The organism is Streptomyces cupreus, assembly GCF_014257025.1.
In the GTDB taxonomy this organism is placed as follows: Bacteria; Actinomycetota; Actinomycetes; order Streptomycetales; family Streptomycetaceae; genus Streptomyces; species Streptomyces cupreus.
In genome coordinates, this window is the sequence record NZ_JACMSF010000011.1 from 36,048 (window position 1) to 53,315 (window position 17,268).

Here is a 17,268-nt window from a genome sequence, read left to right on the forward strand (position 1 = left end):
CCCCATGACCGACGACGCCATACCCGCCCAGAACACCGACGACGCCCACGCCCTCCCCCTCGCCGTCGGCGACCGCCGCCGGGGCCGGCCCGAACCCTCCCTGAACGACCCGGTGTTCCACATCTCCGACCTGGACGTCTGGTACGGCGACCACCAGGCCGTACGCGATGTCACCATGCTCATCGGACGCCGCCAGATCACCGCGATGATCGGCCCCTCCGGCTGCGGCAAGTCCACCGTGATCCGCTGCTTCAACCGGATGAACGACCTGATCCCAGGCGCCCGGGTGACCGGCAAGGTCGCCTACCACGGCGAGAACCTCTACGACGCCGACGTCGACCCCATCGAGGTGCGCCAGCGGATCGGCATGGTCTTCCAGAAGCCCAACCCGTTCCCCAAGTCGATCTACGACAACATCGCCTACGGGCCCCGGGTCAACGGCATGAAGGGCAACATGGACGACCTCGTCGAGGAGGCGCTCACCGGGGCCGCCCTGTGGGACGAGGTCAAGGACAAGCTCAAGCACAGCGCCCTCGCCCTGTCCGGCGGGCAGCAGCAGCGGCTGTGCATCGCGCGGGCCATCGCGGTCCGGCCCGAGGTGATCCTCATGGACGAGCCCTGCTCCGCGCTCGACCCGATCGCCACCGCCCGCATCGAGGACCTGATGGCGGAACTCGCCGCCGACTTCACCATCGTCATCGTCACGCACAACATGCAGCAGGCCGCCCGCATCTCCGACTACACCGCCTTCTTCACGGCCGACGTCGACGACAAGGGCGTACGGCACGGCCGGCTCGTCGAGTACGACACCACCGTCAAGATCTTCGAGAACCCCGCCGACCAGCGCACCGAGGACTACATCACCGGCCGTTTCGGCTGAGCCGATGTCCCGTCCGAGGTCCGTCCGCTCCGCGCCCCTTTGCGCGTCCACGTGAAGGAGTACGACGGGTGACACCCGAGGCACACGGACCGCCGGCGACCGCGTCCACCGGCGGTCCCGACGATGGCAGGCCGGACGACGGCAGGCCCCCGGATCTGCTGCTGGCCGAACCCGACCGGGAGCTCGCCCGGGACGTCGTGGCCCGTTTCCTGAACGCGGGCGTGCGCACCCTGGTCTGCCACGACGGTGCCGAGGCCCTGCTCCGGGTCGGCGCCAGCCGCCCGAAGGCGGTGCTGCTCGCCGCGCCGCTGCCGGTGGTCGGCGCCGCCGCGGTCACCGAGCTGATCGCCCGGCTCCACCCGGTGCCGGTCATCGTGGGCGCCGGGGCGGAGGGCGCCGCAGAGGCCACCGCCGCGCTCTCGGCGGGCGCCGTGGCCTTCGTCGCCCGCCCCTACCGGGCCGAGGAGATCCTGCCGCTCCTCAAGGTCGGGACCGCCTCCGAGGGCGCCGCGCGGATGCTGGTCGTCGGTGACATCGAGCTCGATGTCGAGGGCTTTCACGTGTATGTGCGGGGGCGCTCGCTCACCCTGCCCGTCCGTGAGTTCCTGCTCCTGCGCTATCTCATGGAACGGCCCAACAAGGTCGTCAGCCGAGGGGAGTTGACCAAGGCGCTGTGGGGTGCGGAGAAGCTCGACAGCAACACACTCACCGTGCATGTGCGCCGGGTGCGCAACAAACTGCGGGACGAGGCGGGCAGCCGGTGCACCATCGACGCCATCCGGGGCATGGGCTACCGGCTGGAGAGCGGGCGTGAGAACCCCGGCGCAAGCGGCCGCGCCGGGGTCAAGGTGAACCGTGGGTGAACAACCCGTGGGTGCGCCCACCGGGTTCGAAGGGCGCGCCGGAGCCGCCCTATGGTGGGTGGATGAACGTCTCTCCTGCGGAAACGGAGGCCGCGGCCGACCAACCGGAAGCGCGCACCTCGTCCCTGTCCCGTCTGCTGATCGACCGCGACGAGGCCGAACGGCTCGCCGCCGTACTGAAGGCCATCGCCGACCCGACCCGGCTGCAACTGCTCCGGCTCATCGAGCGCGCCCCCGACGGTGAGGCCTGCGTCGCCGACCTCACCGACTGTCTGGGACTGCGCCAGCCGACCGTCAGCCACCATCTGAAGGTGATGACCGAGGCGGGGCTGCTCACCCGGGAGCGGCGGGGGACCTGGGTCTGGTACGCGGTCGACCGGGCCGGACTGCACCGGGTGCGGGACATCCTGCCGCGGGCGGCCTAGAGCACCCGTCTCAAGCCCTCCCCAGCGACCGCTCCCTCACCCGGGCCAGATGCCCGGCGAAGACCTCCCGGGTGTCCGGTGTCAGGGTCCGCAGGACGACCAGGGCCGTGATCACGACATCGCACAGCTCCGCCTGGACGTCGTCCCAGGTGTGCGTGACGCCCTTGCGCGGGTTCTGACCGGTCGCCCCGATCACCGCCTCGGCGACCTCGCCGACCTCCTCCGACAGCTTCAGGACGCGCAGGAGCAGGCCTTCTTGGCCGCCGATCGGACGGTTGGCGTCCAGCCAGGTCCAGAGGTCGTCGATGCCGGACCAAAGGTCCGCGGAAGGGGGCGCCTGTTCAGTCATACGGCGACACTGCCATGCCCCTCTGACAGCGGGCCCCATGGGCCTTACCGCGAGAACTCCTCCTCGAACAGCGCCACCTGCTCGCCCTCCTGCTCCTCGCGCAGCCGCTTGCTGCGCATGCCCACGACCACCGCGGTGCCCGCCGCCGTCGCCGCCAGGGCCGCCGGGACCATCCAGCCGCGGTCGAAGACGTGGCCGAGGGCGTGGTCCAGGGACAGCCGGCCGGGGCCGGAGACCGCCAGGCCCATGGCCGCCAGGCCCAGGGTCACCGCGTACTCGTAGCCGCCGCTCGCGTTGAAGAAGCCGTTCGGGGTGTGCACCGCGGCCGCGCCCGCCATCGCGCCGGAGGCCGCCGCACCCGCCGCCGGGGTCGCGAGACCGAGCGCCAGCAGCGTGCCGCCGCCCGCCTCGGCAAGCCCGGCCATGGTGGCGTTCGTCCGGCCGGGCCGGTATCCGACGGACTCCATGAACTCGCCGGTGCCCTCGATACCTCCCCCGCCGAACCAGCCGAACAGCTTCTGCGCGCCATGTGCGGCGAGCACCCCTCCGGCACCCAGCCGGAGCAGAAGCAGACCCAGATCACGTCGGTCGTAAGCGCTCACGATCTCTCCCGTGGCAGTCAGCAGGAACAGTCCCCTCCCGCGTGTCCACGGTCGCACCGCTCACACCCGACGGGCCTGCCCGGACCGCCGTTCGGGTGGCGGGGCGCCGGGAGCGGTGTGAGTCTGCCGTCATGACGATCCAACCGAAGAACCTCAGCGACCCGGTCGTCCGGGACTTCGTGACCGCCGTCAACCAGCACGACCGGGACGCCTTCATGGCCCTGCTCACCCCGGACGCGACCATGGCGGACGACGGCGCCGACCGTGACCTCGACGACTGGATCGACCGGGAGATCTTCCAGTCCCACGGGCACATGGAGGTCGATCGCGAGTCCGACGGCGGCCACGCCCTCATCGCCCGCTACCGCAACGACACCTGGGGCGAGATGCGCACCCGCTGGCGCTTCGAGGTCGACGAGAGCGGCAAGATCAGCCGCTTCGAGACCGGCCAGGCGTAGACCGTCGTACGACCTCTTGCCCTGAAGTGCGCTCCAACTCGTAGCGTCTGCCCCCATGGAGACGAACTTCAGGACCCTGGGTCGTACCGGCATCGGCGTCAGCGCGCTCGGCTTCGGCTGCTGGGCGATCGGCGGTGAGTGGACCGACCCGGACGGGCAGCCGCTCGGCTGGGGCCGGGTCGACGACGAGGAGTCCGTACGGGCCGTGCGCCGCGCCCTCGACCTCGGCGTCACCTTCTTCGACACCGCCGACACCTATGGCGCCGGGCACAGCGAGCGCGTCCTCGGCCGTGCGCTGGGCAAGCGCCGCGCCGATGTGGTCGTCGCCACCAAGTGGGGCAACGTCTTCGACGAGGAGACCCGGACCCTCACCGGCGGCGACGACTCGGCGGCGTACGCCCGGCGGGCCCTGACGGCCTCTCTGCGGCGCCTCGACACCGACTACGTCGACCTGTACCAGCTGCACCTGTCGGAGGCGGATCCCGAGCGGGCTCTCGAACTCCGGGACGTCTGCGAGGAGTTCGTGCGCGAAGGGCTCGTCCGCGCCTACGCCTGGAGCACCGACGACCCCGCCCGCGCCGCTGTCTTCGCCGAGGGTGCGCACTGTGCGGCCGTACAGCATCGGCTCAATGTGCTTCAGGACGCGCCCGAAATGCTGGCGCTGTGCGAGGAGTCGGGGCTCGCGAGCATCAACCGAAGCCCGCTGGCCATGGGGTTGCTGACCGGGAAGCGGGCCGCCGGGCAGGCGCTGGACGCCGGGGACATCCGCAGCACGCCGCCCGCCTGGTTGCCCGGCTTCTCCCAAGGGGGCGCCGATCCCGAGTGGTTGAAGCGGGTCGACGCGCTCAGGGAGATCCTCACCAGCGGCGGCCGTACGCTCGCCCAGGGCGCGCTCGCCTGGATCTGGGCGCGCAGTGCGCTCACGGTGCCGATTCCGGGGTTCCGTACGGTCGCGCAGGCCGAGGAGAACGCGGGGGCGATGGACCGAGGGCCGCTCACCGCCGACCAGTTGACCGAGATCGACGGCATCCTGAGCGGCCCCTCGGCCACTACGCCACCTGCTGTTCCGTCAGTGTGATCCGTCCCGACCTGATCGTGGCCAGGCGCGGGGCGCGGCGGGCGATCGACGAGTCGTGGGTGACCAGGACGAAGGTCAGTCCGTGTTCGCGCCACAGCCCCTCCAGCAGGGCCATGATGTCGTCGCGGGTGCCCTCGTCGAGGTTGCCGGTGGGCTCGTCGGCGAGCAGCACCTTCGGCCGCTTGACCAGCGCGCGGGCGATGGCGACGCGCTGCTGCTGGCCGCCGGACATCTCGGAGGGGACGTGGGTGAGGCGCTCGCCGAGACCGACCGAGCGCAGCGCCTCGGCGGCCCGCTCACGCCGTTCGGCGGGCTTGACGCCGAGGGGGACGAGGGCGGTCTCGACGTTCTCCTGCGCGGTCAGCGTGGGGATCAGGTTGAACGCCTGGAAGATGATGCCGATCTTCTCGGCGCGCATCCGGGTCAGCCGGGCCTCGCTGATGGTCGCGAGGTCGACGCCGTCGAGTTCCACGCTGCCCTCGGAGGGGCGGTCCAGGCCGCCGATCATCTGGAGCAGCGTCGACTTGCCGCCGCCGGTCGGGCCCTGGATGACGAGCTGGTCGCCGTCCTGGATGGTGAGGTCGACGCCGCGCAGCGCCTCCACCGTCTCCTTGCCGCGCGTATAGCGCTTGGTGACGTTTCTGAGTTCGTACATGGGGGCTCCTGGAGTTCGGGGTGGTGCGAGTTCGGTGCCGGCTGCGGGCTTGTGGGGGCTGTGTCGATATGCGGCTCCGCCGCGGGCTGACCGTCCCCCGGCCCGCTCCGGCGGACAGGTGCTACTCGACTCGCCTCAGTGCGTCCGCCGGGCGGAGTCTCGATGCCCGCCAGCCGCCGAACGCGCCCGCGATCAGACCGCCTGTCACCGCCAGGCCCACCGCCAGGGCGATCGTCGTCGCGCTCACCGGGGCGGTGAGGGCTATCTCCAGGGCGTTGGAGGACTGTTGGGCCGCGGGGCCGCCCATGCCGCCACCCGGGCCTCCTCCCATGCCGCCGGCCGTCGCGCCCAACTCCGCCTCCAGGGTCGGGCTGATCGCCGTCACCGTGTACGCGCCCGCCAGGCCGACCGCGATGCCCAGGACACCGCCCACCAGGCCGCTGACGACGGCCTCGCCCACGACCTGCCGGGTCACCCGGCCCGAGGTCCAGCCCAGGGCCTTCAGCGTGCCGAACTCGCGTACCCGGCGCGACACCGCCGACGACGTCAGCAGCCCGGCGACCAGGAAGGCCGCCGCCAGCACGGCGATCGACAGCCATTTGCCGACGCTCGACGCCAGGTCGGACGCCGTCGACAGGGAGCCCGACACCGTGTCCGCCAGATCCGCGGAGGTCGTCACCGTCGTACCGGAGATGTTCTTCTGGATCGCCGACTTCACGGCGTCGATCCGCTGCGAGTCGGTCGCCTTGACGTAGATCGTGGTGACCTTGTTCTTGGCGTCGCCCAGGGTCTGCGCCTGCTTCAGCGGCAGATAGACGTCGGTGGTGGACTCGCTGCTCTCCGGGGTGGCGATGCCGATGACCGTGTACTTGGTGCCGGAGATCTTGAAGGTCTCGCCGACCTTGTACTCGTTCTCCTTGGCGTACGACTTGCTGAGCACCGCCACCTTCGCGTTGCTCTGCGCGGTCGTGAAGGTCTTGCCGGAGGTGATCTCCGAGCCGGCCAGCGGGCCGAGGTCCTGGTCGGTGACGTCGACGCCGGCGACGGAGTAGGAGTTGACGTCGAAGGAGGCGCCGCCGCCCTGGACCTGCGGCTGACCGGTGCTGGTGCCGCCGGCGCCGGGGCCGCCCTCGCCCTGCGACTGGCCGCTCCCCGACTGCGCCTGGCCCTGTGTGAAGGAGCCGTCGACCTTGGTGACGTTCAGGGTGAGGGCGCCGACCGCGTTCGCGACCCCGCTCTGCTTGCCGACCTTCTCCACCAGGGACGCGCTGAGCGCCTCACCGCCCTGTGTCATCACCCGGTCCGAGCTCTGCTCCTCGTCCTCGTCGGACTGGGCGTCGAACTCGAACCGCGGTCCGCCCGAGGCGTTGTCGCCGGGAGCCGATCTGGCCTTGGTGACGGTCATGTCGGTGCCCAGGCCGTAGAGCGATTCGAGGACCTTGTCCTGCGCCTTCTGCATGCCCGCCGACACGGAGTTGACGGTGATGACGAGCGCGATTCCGAGCGCCAGACCCAGGGCGACGACCAGAGCCACCTTCTTGCGCCGACTCAGCTCGCGCTTGAGATAGATGCCAAACATCCCGTTCCTAGAGGTTCTTGGCGCCCGCTGTGGGCGCGACCTCAAGCTAGGGACGAAACGTTGCGTGGCCGTGAGTAAGGGATATGTGCGACCTGAGAAGGAATGTGCGCGAGCTGAGAATGCGGCCGCCGCATACGTACGGCAGCCGTCCACGGCGCGGTGCGTACCCCGCGGTCCCACGCGGGGTCCACCCCCAACCCGCGCCGTGGTACGGCTGCCGTCTTCCCCCCTCGGGTGTGGCCGGCGGAAGCTCTCCACTCCAACTGTGAAGCTCTTGTGTAGGAGAGTTGAGCATAAGTCTCCGACCGGCCGCAATGCAGCGGACGGTCAAATTCCGGTTGTGCAGGTTGTGGAGCCCGGGTCCACTGGGAGTGCTCAGCCGCGGCCCACGTACGGCATGGCCGTCGCCAGGACCGTCGCGAACTGCACATTCGCCTCCAGTGGCAGCTCCGCCATGTGCCGGACGGTGCGCGCCACATCGGCCACGTCCATCACGGGCTCCGGCGCCACTTCGCCGTTGGCCTGGAGCGCGCCCGTCTGCATGCGGGCCGTCATGTCGGTGGCCGCGTTCCCGATGTCGATCTGCCCCACCGCGATGCCGTACGGCCGCCCGTCCAACGCCAGCGACTTGGTCAGGCCCGTCAGCGCGTGCTTGGTCGCCGTGTAGGCGACGGAGTGCGGACGGGGCGTATGGGCGGAAATCGACCCGTTGTTGATGATCCGGCCGCCCTGCGGGTCCTGCTCCTTCATCTGCCGGTACGCCGCCTGCGCGCACAGGAACGCCCCGTTGAGGTTGGTGTCCACCACGTGCCGCCAGGCGTCGTAGGACAGCTCCTCCACCGGCACCCCGCCCGGCCCGAACGTCCCCGCGTTGTTGAACAGCAGGTCGACCCGCCCGAACCGGTCCACCGCGGCGGCGAACAGCGCGGCCACGTCGTCCGGCCGCGACACATCCGTGCGTACGGCGATGCCGGCGCCCTCGGGTGCCAGTGCCGCCGTCTCCTCCAGGGTCTCGGTGCGGCGGCCCGCCAGCGCCACCGACCAGCCCGCGCGCAGCAGCTCCACGGCGACCGCGCGTCCCATGCCGGAGCCCGCCCCGGTCACCACGGCGGTCCTCGGCCTGCCAGTTCGCTTCGTATTCATGGCCCCGCAGCGTACGGGAGGGTCCGCCATACGGAACTCATCCGTCCGCCATCCGGGTGTTGTGTACGCGCCAATCATGAGTCGTCCCGGGCCACTCCAATCCCAGGTGCATTCATTACGCCAGGGGAGGACCGGATGACACCCGACGCACGTCAGTCACAGCACACCCCCTCAGGAGACACGCCCTCAGGGCACGCCCCCGAACTTCACGCGGCGGCCCGGCACTTGGGTCGGCGCCGCTTCCTCACGGCCACCGGCGCCGCCGCCGCGCTCGCCTTCGCGGTGAACCTGCCGACGGCCGGTGTCGCCGGCGCCGCCGAGCTCGACGCCGCGCGGATCACCGACGACCCGTTCACGCTCGGCGTCGCCTCCGGCGACCCGCTGCCCGGCTCCGTACTGCTGTGGACGCGCCTCGCGCCCGCCCCCTACCAGCCCGACGGCGGCCTGCCCGCCGAACGCGTCACGGTGCACTGGGAGCTGGCCCGCGACGAGGACTTCCGCCGCACCGTCAGACGCGGCACCGCCACCGCACACCCCGAGTTCCACCACACGGTCCGTGTCGAGGTCGACCACCTCGACACGGACCGTGTCTTCTACTACCGCTTCCGCGTGGGCGGCTGGATCTCCGAGACCGGCCGCACGCGCACCGCCCCCGCCCTCGGCGCCCACAGCTCCGCCCTCAAGCTCGCCGCCGTCTCCTGCCAGGCGTACCACGACGGCTACTTCACCCCGTACGGGCATCTCGCCGCCGACGACGTCGACGTCGTCTTCCACCTCGGCGACTACCTCTACGAGTACGCGGTCAGCTCCGTCGGCGGCTCCCGCAACTACACCGACCGCACCCTGCCCGCGCTCTTCAACCGCGAGACGGTGACCCTGGAGGACTACCGCCTGCGCTACGCCCTCTACAAAACCGACCCCGATCTGCGCGCCGCGCACGCCGCGCACCCCTTCGTCGTCACCTGGGACGACCACGAGACCGAGAACAACTACGCCGACGACACCCCCGAGAACAGCGTTCCGCCGGAGGAGTTCCTGCTGCGCCGGGCCTCCGCCTACCGCGCCTACTGGGAGAACCTGCCGCTGCGCCGCCCCCAGCTCCCCGAGGGCCCGGACATGCAGCTGTACCGGCGGCTGCACTGGGGCGGGCTCGCCCAGTTCGACGTGCTCGACACCCGGCAGTACCGCAGCAACCAGGCCCAGGGCGACGGCGCCAAGGTGCCGGGGCCCGAGGTCGACGACCCGGCGCGCACCATGACCGGCGAGACGCAGGAGCGGTGGCTGCTGGAGGGCTGGCGCCAGTCACGGGCGCTGTGGAACGTCGTCCCGCAGCAGGTCGTCTTCTCGCAGCGCAAGTTCGACCTGACCGAACCGTCCCGGGTCTCGATGGACGCCTGGGACGGCTACCGCGCCTCCCGCCGACGGATCCTGGACGGTGCCGAGGCCGCCGGGGTGGAGAACCTGATGGTGCTCACCGGCGATGTGCACGTCGGGTACGCCTTCGACATCAAGGACGACTTCGACGACCCGGGCTCGCGGGTGCGCGGCACCGAGATCGTGGCGACCTCGATCGCCAGCGGCCGGGACGGCGCCGACAAGCCCGCGAACTGGGACACCTACATGACCGCCAACCCGCACCTGAGGTTCTACAACGGCCGGCGCGGCTATGTGACCGTCGCGCTGGGCGAGGACCAGGCGCGGGCGGACTTCAAGACGGTGCCGTACGTGACCACGCCGGGGGCGCCGGTCACGACGGCCGCGTCCTTCGTCACGGATGCGGGGGAGCCGGGGCTCAGGCCTGCGTGAGCGCGGCCTCGCTCGTCTCGCTCGGGTAGCGGACGCCGACGCGGTCCCGGATCGCGTCGAGCGTCCGCATCACGGCGAGGGTGCCGTCGAGCGGGACGAGCGGGGACTCCGTCTCGCCGGCCCGCAGGGCGCGCATCACCTCGGCGGCCTCGTGGCGCATGCTGTTGCGGGGGCCGTCGGCCGGGTCGGCGGCGACCTTCTCGGGGTCCTGGCCGTCCCGGTGCAGCACGAAGTGGTCCGGGAAGAAGAAGCCGTACGGGATGTCGATCCGGCCGCGCGAGCCGGTGACCGACGCCGAGGTCGCCGTACCGCCGATGATGGAGCAGTGCACCGAAGCGAGAGCCCCGCTCTCCCAGGAGAGCAGTGCTCCGGTCTGGAGATCGACGCCCTCGTCGGAGAGCGCTGCTCTCGCGACGATGTCCGAGGGCTCCCCGAGCAACAACTGCGCGAACGACACCGGATAGACCCCGAGATCGAGCAGCGCGCCCCCGCCCTGCAACGGATCGCGCAGCCGATGCGAAGGCGGAAACGGCCCCGAAAGCCCGAAGTCGGCCTGCACACTGCGCACTTCACCGATCGCCCCGTCGTCGACGAGCCCCTTGAGCCTCCGCACCAGCGGATTGCAGTACATCCACATGGCCTCCATCAGGAAGCTCCCACGTGCCTTGGCCAGCGAGACCAGCTCCTCCGCCTCGCGCGCGTTCAGCGTGAACGCCTTCTCGCACAACACGTTCCGTCCGGCCTCCAGGCACAGCCCTGCGGCCACGCGGTGCGCCGAGTGCGGGGTGGCGACGTAGACGACATCGATGTCCTCGTCCGCAGCCAGCGCGGCCCAGTCGCCGTACGCCCGCCCGATCCCGAAGCGCTCCGCGAACGCGTCCGCCGACTCCTGCGAGCGCGAGGCCACCGCCACGACCTCGGCATCCGGCAGATCCACCAGATCCGCCGTGAACGTGGCCGCGATCCCCCCGGTCGCCAGAATCCCCCAGCGCACGCTCTGCTCCGCCATCCCCGAACCCCACCCTCGCTTTAGTGACCCTCGGCACTGTGTTCGAGCTGAGAGCATAGGTGCCGTATCGCGAGGAGAGGGAGGGCACATGCCCGAGAGCGGGGCGTCCAGGGCATCCATATCGAACGAAGCGCAGGCGGCCGTGCCGACGACGGAACCGGCCGCCCGCGCCATGCGGCGCACCGGACTTCTCGTCACCCTGGTCCTCGGCGGCCTGACCGCCACGCCCCCGCTGGCGATGGACATGTACCTCCCCTCCCTCCCGCAGGTCACCGAGGCCCTGCACGCCCCCGCCGCCACCGTCCAGCTCACCCTCACCGCCTGCCTGGCCGGCATGGCGCTGGGCCAGCTCGTGGTCGGCCCGATGAGCGACAAGTGGGGCCGCAGACGCCCGCTGCTCATCGGCCTCGCGGTCTATGTCGTCGCCACCGCCCTGTGCGCCATCGCCCCCACGGTCGAGTTCCTGGTCGCCTTCCGGCTGGCGCAGGGGCTCGCGGGCGCCGCCGGGATCGTGATCGCGCGGGCGGTCGTACGCGACCTCTACGACGGCGTGGCGATGGCCCGCTTCTTCTCCACGCTCATGCTGATCTCCGGGGTCGCGCCGATCATCGCGCCGCTGATCGGCGGACAGATCCTGCGGGTGACGGACTGGCGGGGCGTGTTCGTCGTCCTGACGGTGGTCGGCGTGCTGCTCGCGGGGCTGGTGTGGGCGCGCCTGCCGGAGACGCTGGCGCCGGCCGACCGCCACGAGGGAGGCGTGGGCGAGGCGCTGCGCTCGATGCGGGGACTGCTGGCGGACCGGGCCTTCGCTGGCTACATGCTGACGGGCGGCTTCTCCTTCGCGGCGCTGTTCGCGTACATCTCGGCGTCGCCGTTCGTGATCCAGGAGATCTACGGCGCGTCTCCGCAGACCTTCAGCCTGCTGTTCGGCCTGAACTCCATCGGGTTGGTCGTCGTCGGCCAGATCAACGGCAAGGTGCTGGTGGGGCGGGTGAGCCTGGACGCGGTGCTGGCGGTCGGGCTCGGTGTGGTGGTGCTGGCGGCAGGTGCGCTGCTGCTGATGTCGACGGGGGTGTTCGGGGAGGTGGGCCTCGCCCCGGTGGCGGCCGCGCTGTTCGTGCTGATGTCGGCGATGGGCGTGACGCTGCCCAACACCCAGACCCTCGCGCTGCTGCGGACCAAGCAGGCGGCGGGTTCGGCGTCCGCGCTGCTGGGTACATCGTCCTTCCTGATCGGCGCGGTGGTGTCCCCGTTGGTGGGTGTCGCCGGGGAGGACACCGCCGTCCCGATGGCCGTCGTCCAAGTGGCCGCCGCACTGGTGGCGTCGGCCTGCTTCATGGGAATGTGCCGTCCCTGGAACAGGGGGGCCGGCGTGGAGGGAGCGGGGAGCTGAGCGCACCGAGACTGCGCGGCGACACACCGGAGCGGGCCGGCCTCGACCCCGAGGAACTCGGTCGTCTGGCCGCCGACGTCCAGGCCCTCACCACGGGTGAGCGGCCCTGGGCGGCGGGCGCGGTGGTGATCGCCGGACGCGGCCCCTGTGTGGCCGTGGAGGAGGCGGCGGGGTGGGCGGTCCGTTACGCGTCGTACGACCCGGAGACGGACACTGGCGTGGAGTTGCCGCCTTCCGCCCGCGTACCGATGACGGTCTCGACGGCCTTCGACCTCGCGTCCCTGACCAAGGTGTTCACGGCGGTCGCGGCGGTGCAGCAGATCGAGCGGGGGACGCTCGGCATCGACGCGGAGGTGGGGGCGTACCTGCCGGACTTCCGCGGGGCGGCGCGGCACGGCGTGACGGTACGGCAGCTGCTGACGCACACGTCCGGGTTGCGGCCCGAACTCCCGCTGTACGACTGCGCGGACGACGAGGAGAGGTTGGCGCGGCTGCGGACCGAGGTCCCGATCGGGGTCCCCGGCACGTACTGCTACTCCGACCTGAACATGCTCCTGCTCCAGCACGTGCTGGAACGCATCACGGGCCGTGGCCTGGACGTCCTGATCCACGACGGCATCACCCGCCCCCTGGGCATGACCTCGACCCGGTTCGGTCCGTTCCCCGGTGCGGCGGCGACCGAGGACCAGCGGCGGCCGTGGGCGAAGGCGGACCGGGGGATGCTGCGGGGGGTGGTCCACGACGAGAACGCGTGGGCGCTGGGCGGGGTGGCGGGTCATGCGGGCCTGTTCTCCACGGCACGCGACCTGGCGGTGTTCTGCCGGACACTGCTGACGGGCGGCTCCTACGGCCCCGCCCGCATCCTCGGCCCCGACTTCGTGGAACTCCTCCTGACCCCACCGGGCCTCGGCTTCGCCCTGGACCAGGAGTGGTTCATGGGGGAGTTGGCGGGGCGGGGGGCCGCGGGCCACACCGGGTTCACCGGAACGATGCTCGTCCTGGACCGGGCGACAGACACCTTCCTGGTCCTGCTGGCGAACACGGTGCACCCACGGAGGCGGGCGGCGGACAGCCGGCCTCGGGCGGCGGCGGGGACCCGGGTGGCACGGGCGGTACGGGAACGGTGATGCGCGTCAAGCGACGCCGTCGGGAAGTGTGATGTCTCCGGTGAAGACGCCGCGGTTCTCCTCCCCGACTTCCTGCCGGTAGGTGATCTGCTGCCCCTGGTAGGGGATGGTGAAGCCGAAGGAGAACCGGTGGGACTTGATCCGATAGGTGTCCTGGTCCAGCACGAGCACATCGGCGAGGCGGGTAAGGACGATCTCGCTGTCGGTGGCGGTGACCCCGCCCTCACGCAACTGCTCGATGGTCGGCCGCACTTCACGTACGGCTTTGGCGAGAGCGGGCCGGTCATCGGAGAGCTTCCCGGAGGGAACCTCGACGCGCAGGGTGATGCCGCCACCCTCGTGGGCGACGCTGATGCGCTCGCCGCCCTTGGAGTAGGCCCGAAACACGTCGAGGGCAGCAACGGGGTCCTCGACCTTGTTGGCGATCTCAGGATCGGAGACGTCCCCCGACTCCCAGGCGCCCTCCCCTTCCCGGACGTACCCCACCCCGTCCACGACGAAGACCTCTTCGGGGGTACTGCTCCCCTTGCTCACCACGGTGCCGCTGGAATGCAGGGCCTCGGACTCCCCGGTCCGTCGCACGGTGGCGCGATAGGACGCCTCGCTCCCCCCACCCGCAAGATCGAGAGCTTCCTGCCCCTCCACATCGAAGGTCCACCCGGGCTCGCCCCGCATAGCCTCCTCGGCGGCATCGAGAATGCCGCCCGGAGTGGTGGGCGGCGCAGAACTGACTGAGGCGGAGGCGGAGACAGAGCTGCCCGAAGCCCCGGTCTCCGGCTCCTCCTCACCCCCGGAACACCCGCCCAGCATCCCCACCAGACCGGCGACACCCACAGCGACAGCACCCATCCGTCCCACACCGCGCCTGGCCATGCCCAACTCCCCATCATGTCCACCGGATCAACGCCCCCGGATATACACCGCTCCGGACCCCGTACACCAACAGCCGGACATATCGGAACCCGGGATCGGTGACGGGCCGGTGAGTCGGAACGGGCTCGGCACGTGAGCCCAGACGGGCCCGCCTTCTGGTTGCCGGCACCTTCCATCGAGGTCCTGCCCGCCGGATGGGGCCCGGAGGGCCGCCGCGGACCGGATTAGAATCGGCGGGTGAACGACCCCGTAGCCCCGGCCGAGACTCTGCGTGCCGCCCTTGCCGGCCTCCTTGATGGACTTCCGCCCCGGCAGGCCGCCGCCGCAGTCGATCGGCTGATCGCCAACTATCGCGGGGCCACCCCCACCCACGCCCCCATCCTCCGCGACCGCGCAGACGTGGCCGCGTACGCCGCATACCGCATGCCCGCCACCTTCGAGGCCGTACGCGCCGCGCTGGACGCGTTCGCCGAGGCCACCCCTGACTGGACCCCGTCCGGCCACATCGACGTCGGCGGCGGCACCGGCGCCGCCACCTGGGCCGTCAGTGCCACCTGGTCCGGCCCCCGCGACGTCACCGTCCTCGACTGGGCCGAACCCGCCCTCGCCCTGGGCCGCGAGATCGCCGCCGCCAACCCGGCCCTTCGCCAAGTCACCTGGCAACGCTCCCGCATCGGATCAGCGCTCTCCATCGAGAGCACCGACCTCGTCACCATCTCCTACGTCCTCAATGAGCTCGACGAGGGCGACCGCGTCACCCTCATCGACACCGCCGCCTCCGCCGCCCAAGCCGTCGTCATCGTCGAACCCGGCACCCCCGACGGCTACACCCGGATCATCGAGGCCCGGGAGCGGCTCATCGCGGCCGGCTTCCGGATCGCCGCCCCCTGCCCCCACAGTGCCGCCTGCCCCATCACCCCCGGCACCGACTGGTGCCACTTCTCGACGAGGGTCAGCCGCTCCTCCCTCCACCGGCAGGTCAAGGGCGGCTCCCTCGCCTACGAGGACGAGAAGTTCGCCTACGTCGCCGCCGCCCGTTTCCCGGTCACCCCGGCCCCCGCCCGAGTCGTCCGCAAACCGCAGATCCGCAAGGGCCAGGTGCTCCTCGACCTCTGCGAGACACACCCGGCCCTCAACCGCACGACGGTTACCAAGCGCCACGGCGACCTCTACAAAGCCGCCCGCGACGCCGACTGGGGCGACGCCTGGCCCCCGGTCGACGACTAGTCGTCGACCGGGCCGGCCTCCCCCCGCTTCTCCTGCAACTTCCGCAGCAGTTCCCGTTTCTGCGCCTGGGGGTCGGTTGCTCCGCCCACCCGGCTGCCGCGAGCGCGTCCGCGCAGTGCGTCTCGGCCCAGGTTCTTTCGGGTGCCGCCCACTCCCAGCATGTTTCCGCCTCGGGCCATCGCCGGCTCCTCTCCACAGCGTCCACGACGAGACGTATCGTCTCGATAAACAACTCTCCGGCGAGACGCTCCGTCTTGTCAACCTGATAAATTCGACCCATGGCCAAGAACCTCGCCCCCGACTCCACTCGCCGCAGCGAGAAGTCCCGCCGTGCCATCTACGACGCCGCCCTCGCCCTCGTCGGGGAGGTCGGATACCCCAAGACCACCATCGAGGGCATCGCCGCCCGCGCGGGTGTCGGCAAGCAGACGATCTACCGGTGGTGGTCCTCCAAGGCCGAGGTGCTCATGGAGGCGTTCCTCGATCTGGGGGAGCAGGTCAACCGGGACGTCGGGCAGGAGCCGTACGTCATCCCCGACACCGGCGATCTCGCCGCCGATCTCAAGGCCGTGCTCCGCGCCACCGTCGACGAGCTCAAGGACCCGCGCTTCGAGGTGCCCTCCCGTGCGCTGGCCGCCGAGGGCGTCGTCAATGAGCAGCTCGGGCGGCAGTTCGTGGCCAAGCTTCTCGAACCCTCGCTCCAGCTCTACGTCGAGCGCCTGCGTTCCGCCCAGGCGGCCGGGGACGTCCGCCCGGACGTCGATCCGCGTATCGCCCTCGAGCTGTTCGTCTCACCTCTCGCCCAGCGGTGGCTGCAGTACTCCGGGCCCATCTCCCACGAGTACACCGACACCCTCGTCGACTACGCCCTCCACGGCATCGCACCCCGCTGAGCCGCCCGCGCAAGACGGCCCGGCGCGTCCGTGATCACCCCGTCGCAGCCCAGCGCCAGCACCCGGTCCCGCTGGGCCGGGGTCACCACCGTGTGCGCCCACACCCGGGGGATCCCGGACCGGACCGCCCGCCGCAGATCCGCGTCCCGGGCCCGGTGGTCCACGTCCAGCACGTCCACGTAGGAGCGCCAGCGGGCGGGGCGGTCCGTTCGCAGTTGGCGGGCCGAGCGCCACAGCTGAGACAGCAGGCCCAGGCGGTCGGCCCGCCGCGCCACCTTCGGGTCGTTCGTGTTCACCAGCACCGAGCGGGTCAGGTCGCGGGTGCGGATCAGGCGGGCCAGGGCGCCCAGGGCTTGACGGTCCTTCACCTCCAGCATCAGCACGATCCGGCCGCCGAAGCGATCCAGCACCTCCGCCACCGTCGGCGGCCGCTCCGGACGCCAGCGGCCCGGCAGGGACGGCGCCGGGCGCAGCCGTACCGTGTGCCAGTCGCGAACGTCCAAGGTCCGCACCTCTCCCGACCGGTCCGTCGTGCGGCGCAGGGTCGGGTCGTGGAACACCACCGGCGTGCCGTCGCGCAGCACGCGCGTGTCGAAGTCCAGGACCTGTGCCGTCCCGCGCGCGTACGCCGCCATCAGGCCCGACATGCTGTTCTCGGGGACCTCGTGGGCGCCGCCGCGATGGGCGACGTACGTGATGCGGGGCAGCGCGTCGACGGTGAGGGGGCCCGTGCCCCACTCCAGGGGGGTCGGCGGGATCAGGGAGGCCGTGCCCGCCAGAGTGGCGGCCAGTGCGGTCCAGGTGATCATGGCGACACCGTAGGGGTGTACATCATGCCAAAGCGCGCAATGACACTCGATCCCGGGCCTCGTCCCACCTACCCCTGTTGTCGGCTACGGCCCCCCGGA

General features: G+C 71.2%; 19 protein-coding genes. 10 read left to right on the plus strand and 9 right to left on the minus strand.

All coding sequences use genetic code 11. The features are described from left to right. The first annotated feature begins 4 nt into the window (after window positions 1-4). From pstB to H4N64_RS12765, 3 genes are all read left to right on the plus strand, one after another. The gene (gene pstB / locus H4N64_RS12755) at window positions 5-880 is read left to right on the plus strand and encodes a phosphate ABC transporter ATP-binding protein PstB (RefSeq protein ID WP_186282378.1); all 876 of its coding nucleotides are present in this window, start codon (window positions 5-7) and stop codon (window positions 878-880) included. Window positions 881-948: 68 nt separating this feature from the next. Then, the gene (locus H4N64_RS12760) at window positions 949-1,743 is read left to right on the plus strand and encodes a winged helix-turn-helix domain-containing protein (protein WP_186282379.1); all 795 of its coding nucleotides are present in this window, start codon (window positions 949-951) and stop codon (window positions 1,741-1,743) included. 62 nt (window positions 1,744-1,805) lie between these two features. Beyond that, entirely contained in the window at window positions 1,806-2,168 is a 363-nt protein-coding gene (locus H4N64_RS12765; protein ID WP_222108881.1) for an ArsR/SmtB family transcription factor, read from the plus strand. 10 nt (window positions 2,169-2,178) lie between these two features. Here the strand turns inward: H4N64_RS12765 and H4N64_RS12770 are convergent, their stop codons facing one another. Next, a complete protein-coding gene (locus H4N64_RS12770) occupies window positions 2,179-2,517 on the minus strand; it encodes a MazG-like family protein (RefSeq protein WP_186282380.1) in 339 nt (112 codons plus the stop codon). A 44-nt stretch (window positions 2,518-2,561) separates the two neighbouring features. Then, window positions 2,562-3,119 carry a DoxX family membrane protein gene (locus H4N64_RS12775; RefSeq protein WP_186282381.1) on the minus strand — a complete coding sequence of 186 codons (558 nt, stop codon included), beginning with the start codon at window positions 3,117-3,119 and terminating at the stop codon, window positions 2,562-2,564. 131 nt (window positions 3,120-3,250) lie between these two features. Here H4N64_RS12775 and H4N64_RS12780 point away from each other — a divergent pair, with 131 nt between their 5' ends. Together H4N64_RS12780 and H4N64_RS12785 are read left to right on the plus strand one after the other, a co-directional pair. After that, the gene (locus H4N64_RS12780; protein WP_186282382.1) at window positions 3,251-3,577 is read left to right on the plus strand and encodes a nuclear transport factor 2-like protein; all 327 of its coding nucleotides are present in this window, start codon (window positions 3,251-3,253) and stop codon (window positions 3,575-3,577) included. A 55-nt stretch (window positions 3,578-3,632) separates the two neighbouring features. Further along, complete coding sequence (locus H4N64_RS12785) at window positions 3,633-4,655, plus strand: aldo/keto reductase (protein ID WP_186282383.1); 1,023 nt, start codon at window positions 3,633-3,635, stop codon at window positions 4,653-4,655. On the opposite strand, the gene H4N64_RS12790 is transcribed toward H4N64_RS12785, so the two are convergent. The 3 genes from H4N64_RS12790 to H4N64_RS12800 all read right to left on the minus strand — a co-directional run bounded on the left by H4N64_RS12790 (window position 4,627) and on the right by H4N64_RS12800 (window position 8,032). Next, complete coding sequence (locus H4N64_RS12790) at window positions 4,627-5,310, minus strand: ABC transporter ATP-binding protein (RefSeq protein WP_186282384.1); 684 nt, start codon at window positions 5,308-5,310, stop codon at window positions 4,627-4,629. The genes H4N64_RS12785 and H4N64_RS12790 overlap by 29 nt on opposite strands. Window positions 5,311-5,431: 121 nt before the next feature. Further along, entirely contained in the window at window positions 5,432-6,889 is a 1,458-nt protein-coding gene (locus tag H4N64_RS12795) for an ABC transporter permease (protein WP_186282385.1), read from the minus strand. 375 nt (window positions 6,890-7,264) lie between these two features. Further along, the gene (locus tag H4N64_RS12800) at window positions 7,265-8,032 is read right to left on the minus strand and encodes an SDR family oxidoreductase (protein ID WP_186282386.1); all 768 of its coding nucleotides are present in this window, start codon (window positions 8,030-8,032) and stop codon (window positions 7,265-7,267) included. Window positions 8,033-8,167: 135 nt separating this feature from the next. Between H4N64_RS12800 and H4N64_RS12805 the strand changes: the two genes are divergently transcribed. Further along, window positions 8,168-9,838 (plus strand): alkaline phosphatase D family protein, encoded by a 1,671-nt coding sequence (locus tag H4N64_RS12805; RefSeq protein WP_186282387.1) that lies wholly within the window; start codon window positions 8,168-8,170, stop codon window positions 9,836-9,838. Here H4N64_RS12805 and H4N64_RS12810 read toward each other — a convergent pair. Next, window positions 9,825-10,847 carry a Gfo/Idh/MocA family protein gene (locus H4N64_RS12810; protein WP_186282388.1) on the minus strand — a complete coding sequence of 341 codons (1,023 nt, stop codon included), beginning with the start codon at window positions 10,845-10,847 and terminating at the stop codon, window positions 9,825-9,827. The genes H4N64_RS12805 and H4N64_RS12810 overlap by 14 nt on opposite strands. Window positions 10,848-10,935: 88 nt before the next feature. On the opposite strand from H4N64_RS12810, the gene H4N64_RS12815 reads away from it, so the two are divergent. Both H4N64_RS12815 and H4N64_RS12820 read left to right on the plus strand, forming a co-directional pair. Next, window positions 10,936-12,240, plus strand: coding sequence for a multidrug effflux MFS transporter (locus H4N64_RS12815; RefSeq protein WP_186282389.1), 1,305 nt, complete (start codon window positions 10,936-10,938; stop codon window positions 12,238-12,240). Continuing rightward, entirely contained in the window at window positions 12,192-13,367 is a 1,176-nt protein-coding gene (locus H4N64_RS12820) for a serine hydrolase (RefSeq protein ID WP_186282390.1), read from the plus strand. The genes H4N64_RS12815 and H4N64_RS12820 overlap by 49 nt, the downstream gene beginning before the upstream one ends. 6 nt (window positions 13,368-13,373) lie before the next feature. Here H4N64_RS12820 and H4N64_RS12825 read toward each other — a convergent pair whose 3' ends face one another. Then, window positions 13,374-14,042 carry a hypothetical protein gene (locus H4N64_RS12825; protein ID WP_186282391.1) on the minus strand — a complete coding sequence of 223 codons (669 nt, stop codon included), beginning with the start codon at window positions 14,040-14,042 and terminating at the stop codon, window positions 13,374-13,376. 435 nt (window positions 14,043-14,477) lie between these two features. Here H4N64_RS12825 and H4N64_RS12830 point away from each other — a divergent pair, with 435 nt between their 5' ends. Beyond that, the gene (locus H4N64_RS12830) at window positions 14,478-15,467 is read left to right on the plus strand and encodes a small ribosomal subunit Rsm22 family protein (protein ID WP_186282392.1); all 990 of its coding nucleotides are present in this window, start codon (window positions 14,478-14,480) and stop codon (window positions 15,465-15,467) included. On the opposite strand, the gene H4N64_RS12835 is transcribed toward H4N64_RS12830, so the two are convergent. Next, window positions 15,464-15,646 (minus strand): DUF6243 family protein, encoded by a 183-nt coding sequence (locus tag H4N64_RS12835; protein WP_186282393.1) that lies wholly within the window; start codon window positions 15,644-15,646, stop codon window positions 15,464-15,466. The genes H4N64_RS12830 and H4N64_RS12835 overlap by 4 nt on opposite strands. Window positions 15,647-15,745: 99 nt before the next feature. Here H4N64_RS12835 and H4N64_RS12840 point away from each other — a divergent pair, with 99 nt between their 5' ends. Continuing rightward, the gene (locus H4N64_RS12840) at window positions 15,746-16,360 is read left to right on the plus strand and encodes a TetR/AcrR family transcriptional regulator (RefSeq protein WP_186282394.1); all 615 of its coding nucleotides are present in this window, start codon (window positions 15,746-15,748) and stop codon (window positions 16,358-16,360) included. Here H4N64_RS12840 and H4N64_RS12845 read toward each other — a convergent pair. Continuing rightward, on the minus strand, window positions 16,330-17,169 hold the full coding sequence (locus H4N64_RS12845) for a glycerophosphodiester phosphodiesterase (RefSeq protein WP_186282395.1): 840 nt from the start codon (window positions 17,167-17,169) through the stop codon (window positions 16,330-16,332). The genes H4N64_RS12840 and H4N64_RS12845 overlap by 31 nt on opposite strands. Window positions 17,170-17,268 lie beyond the last annotated feature (99 nt).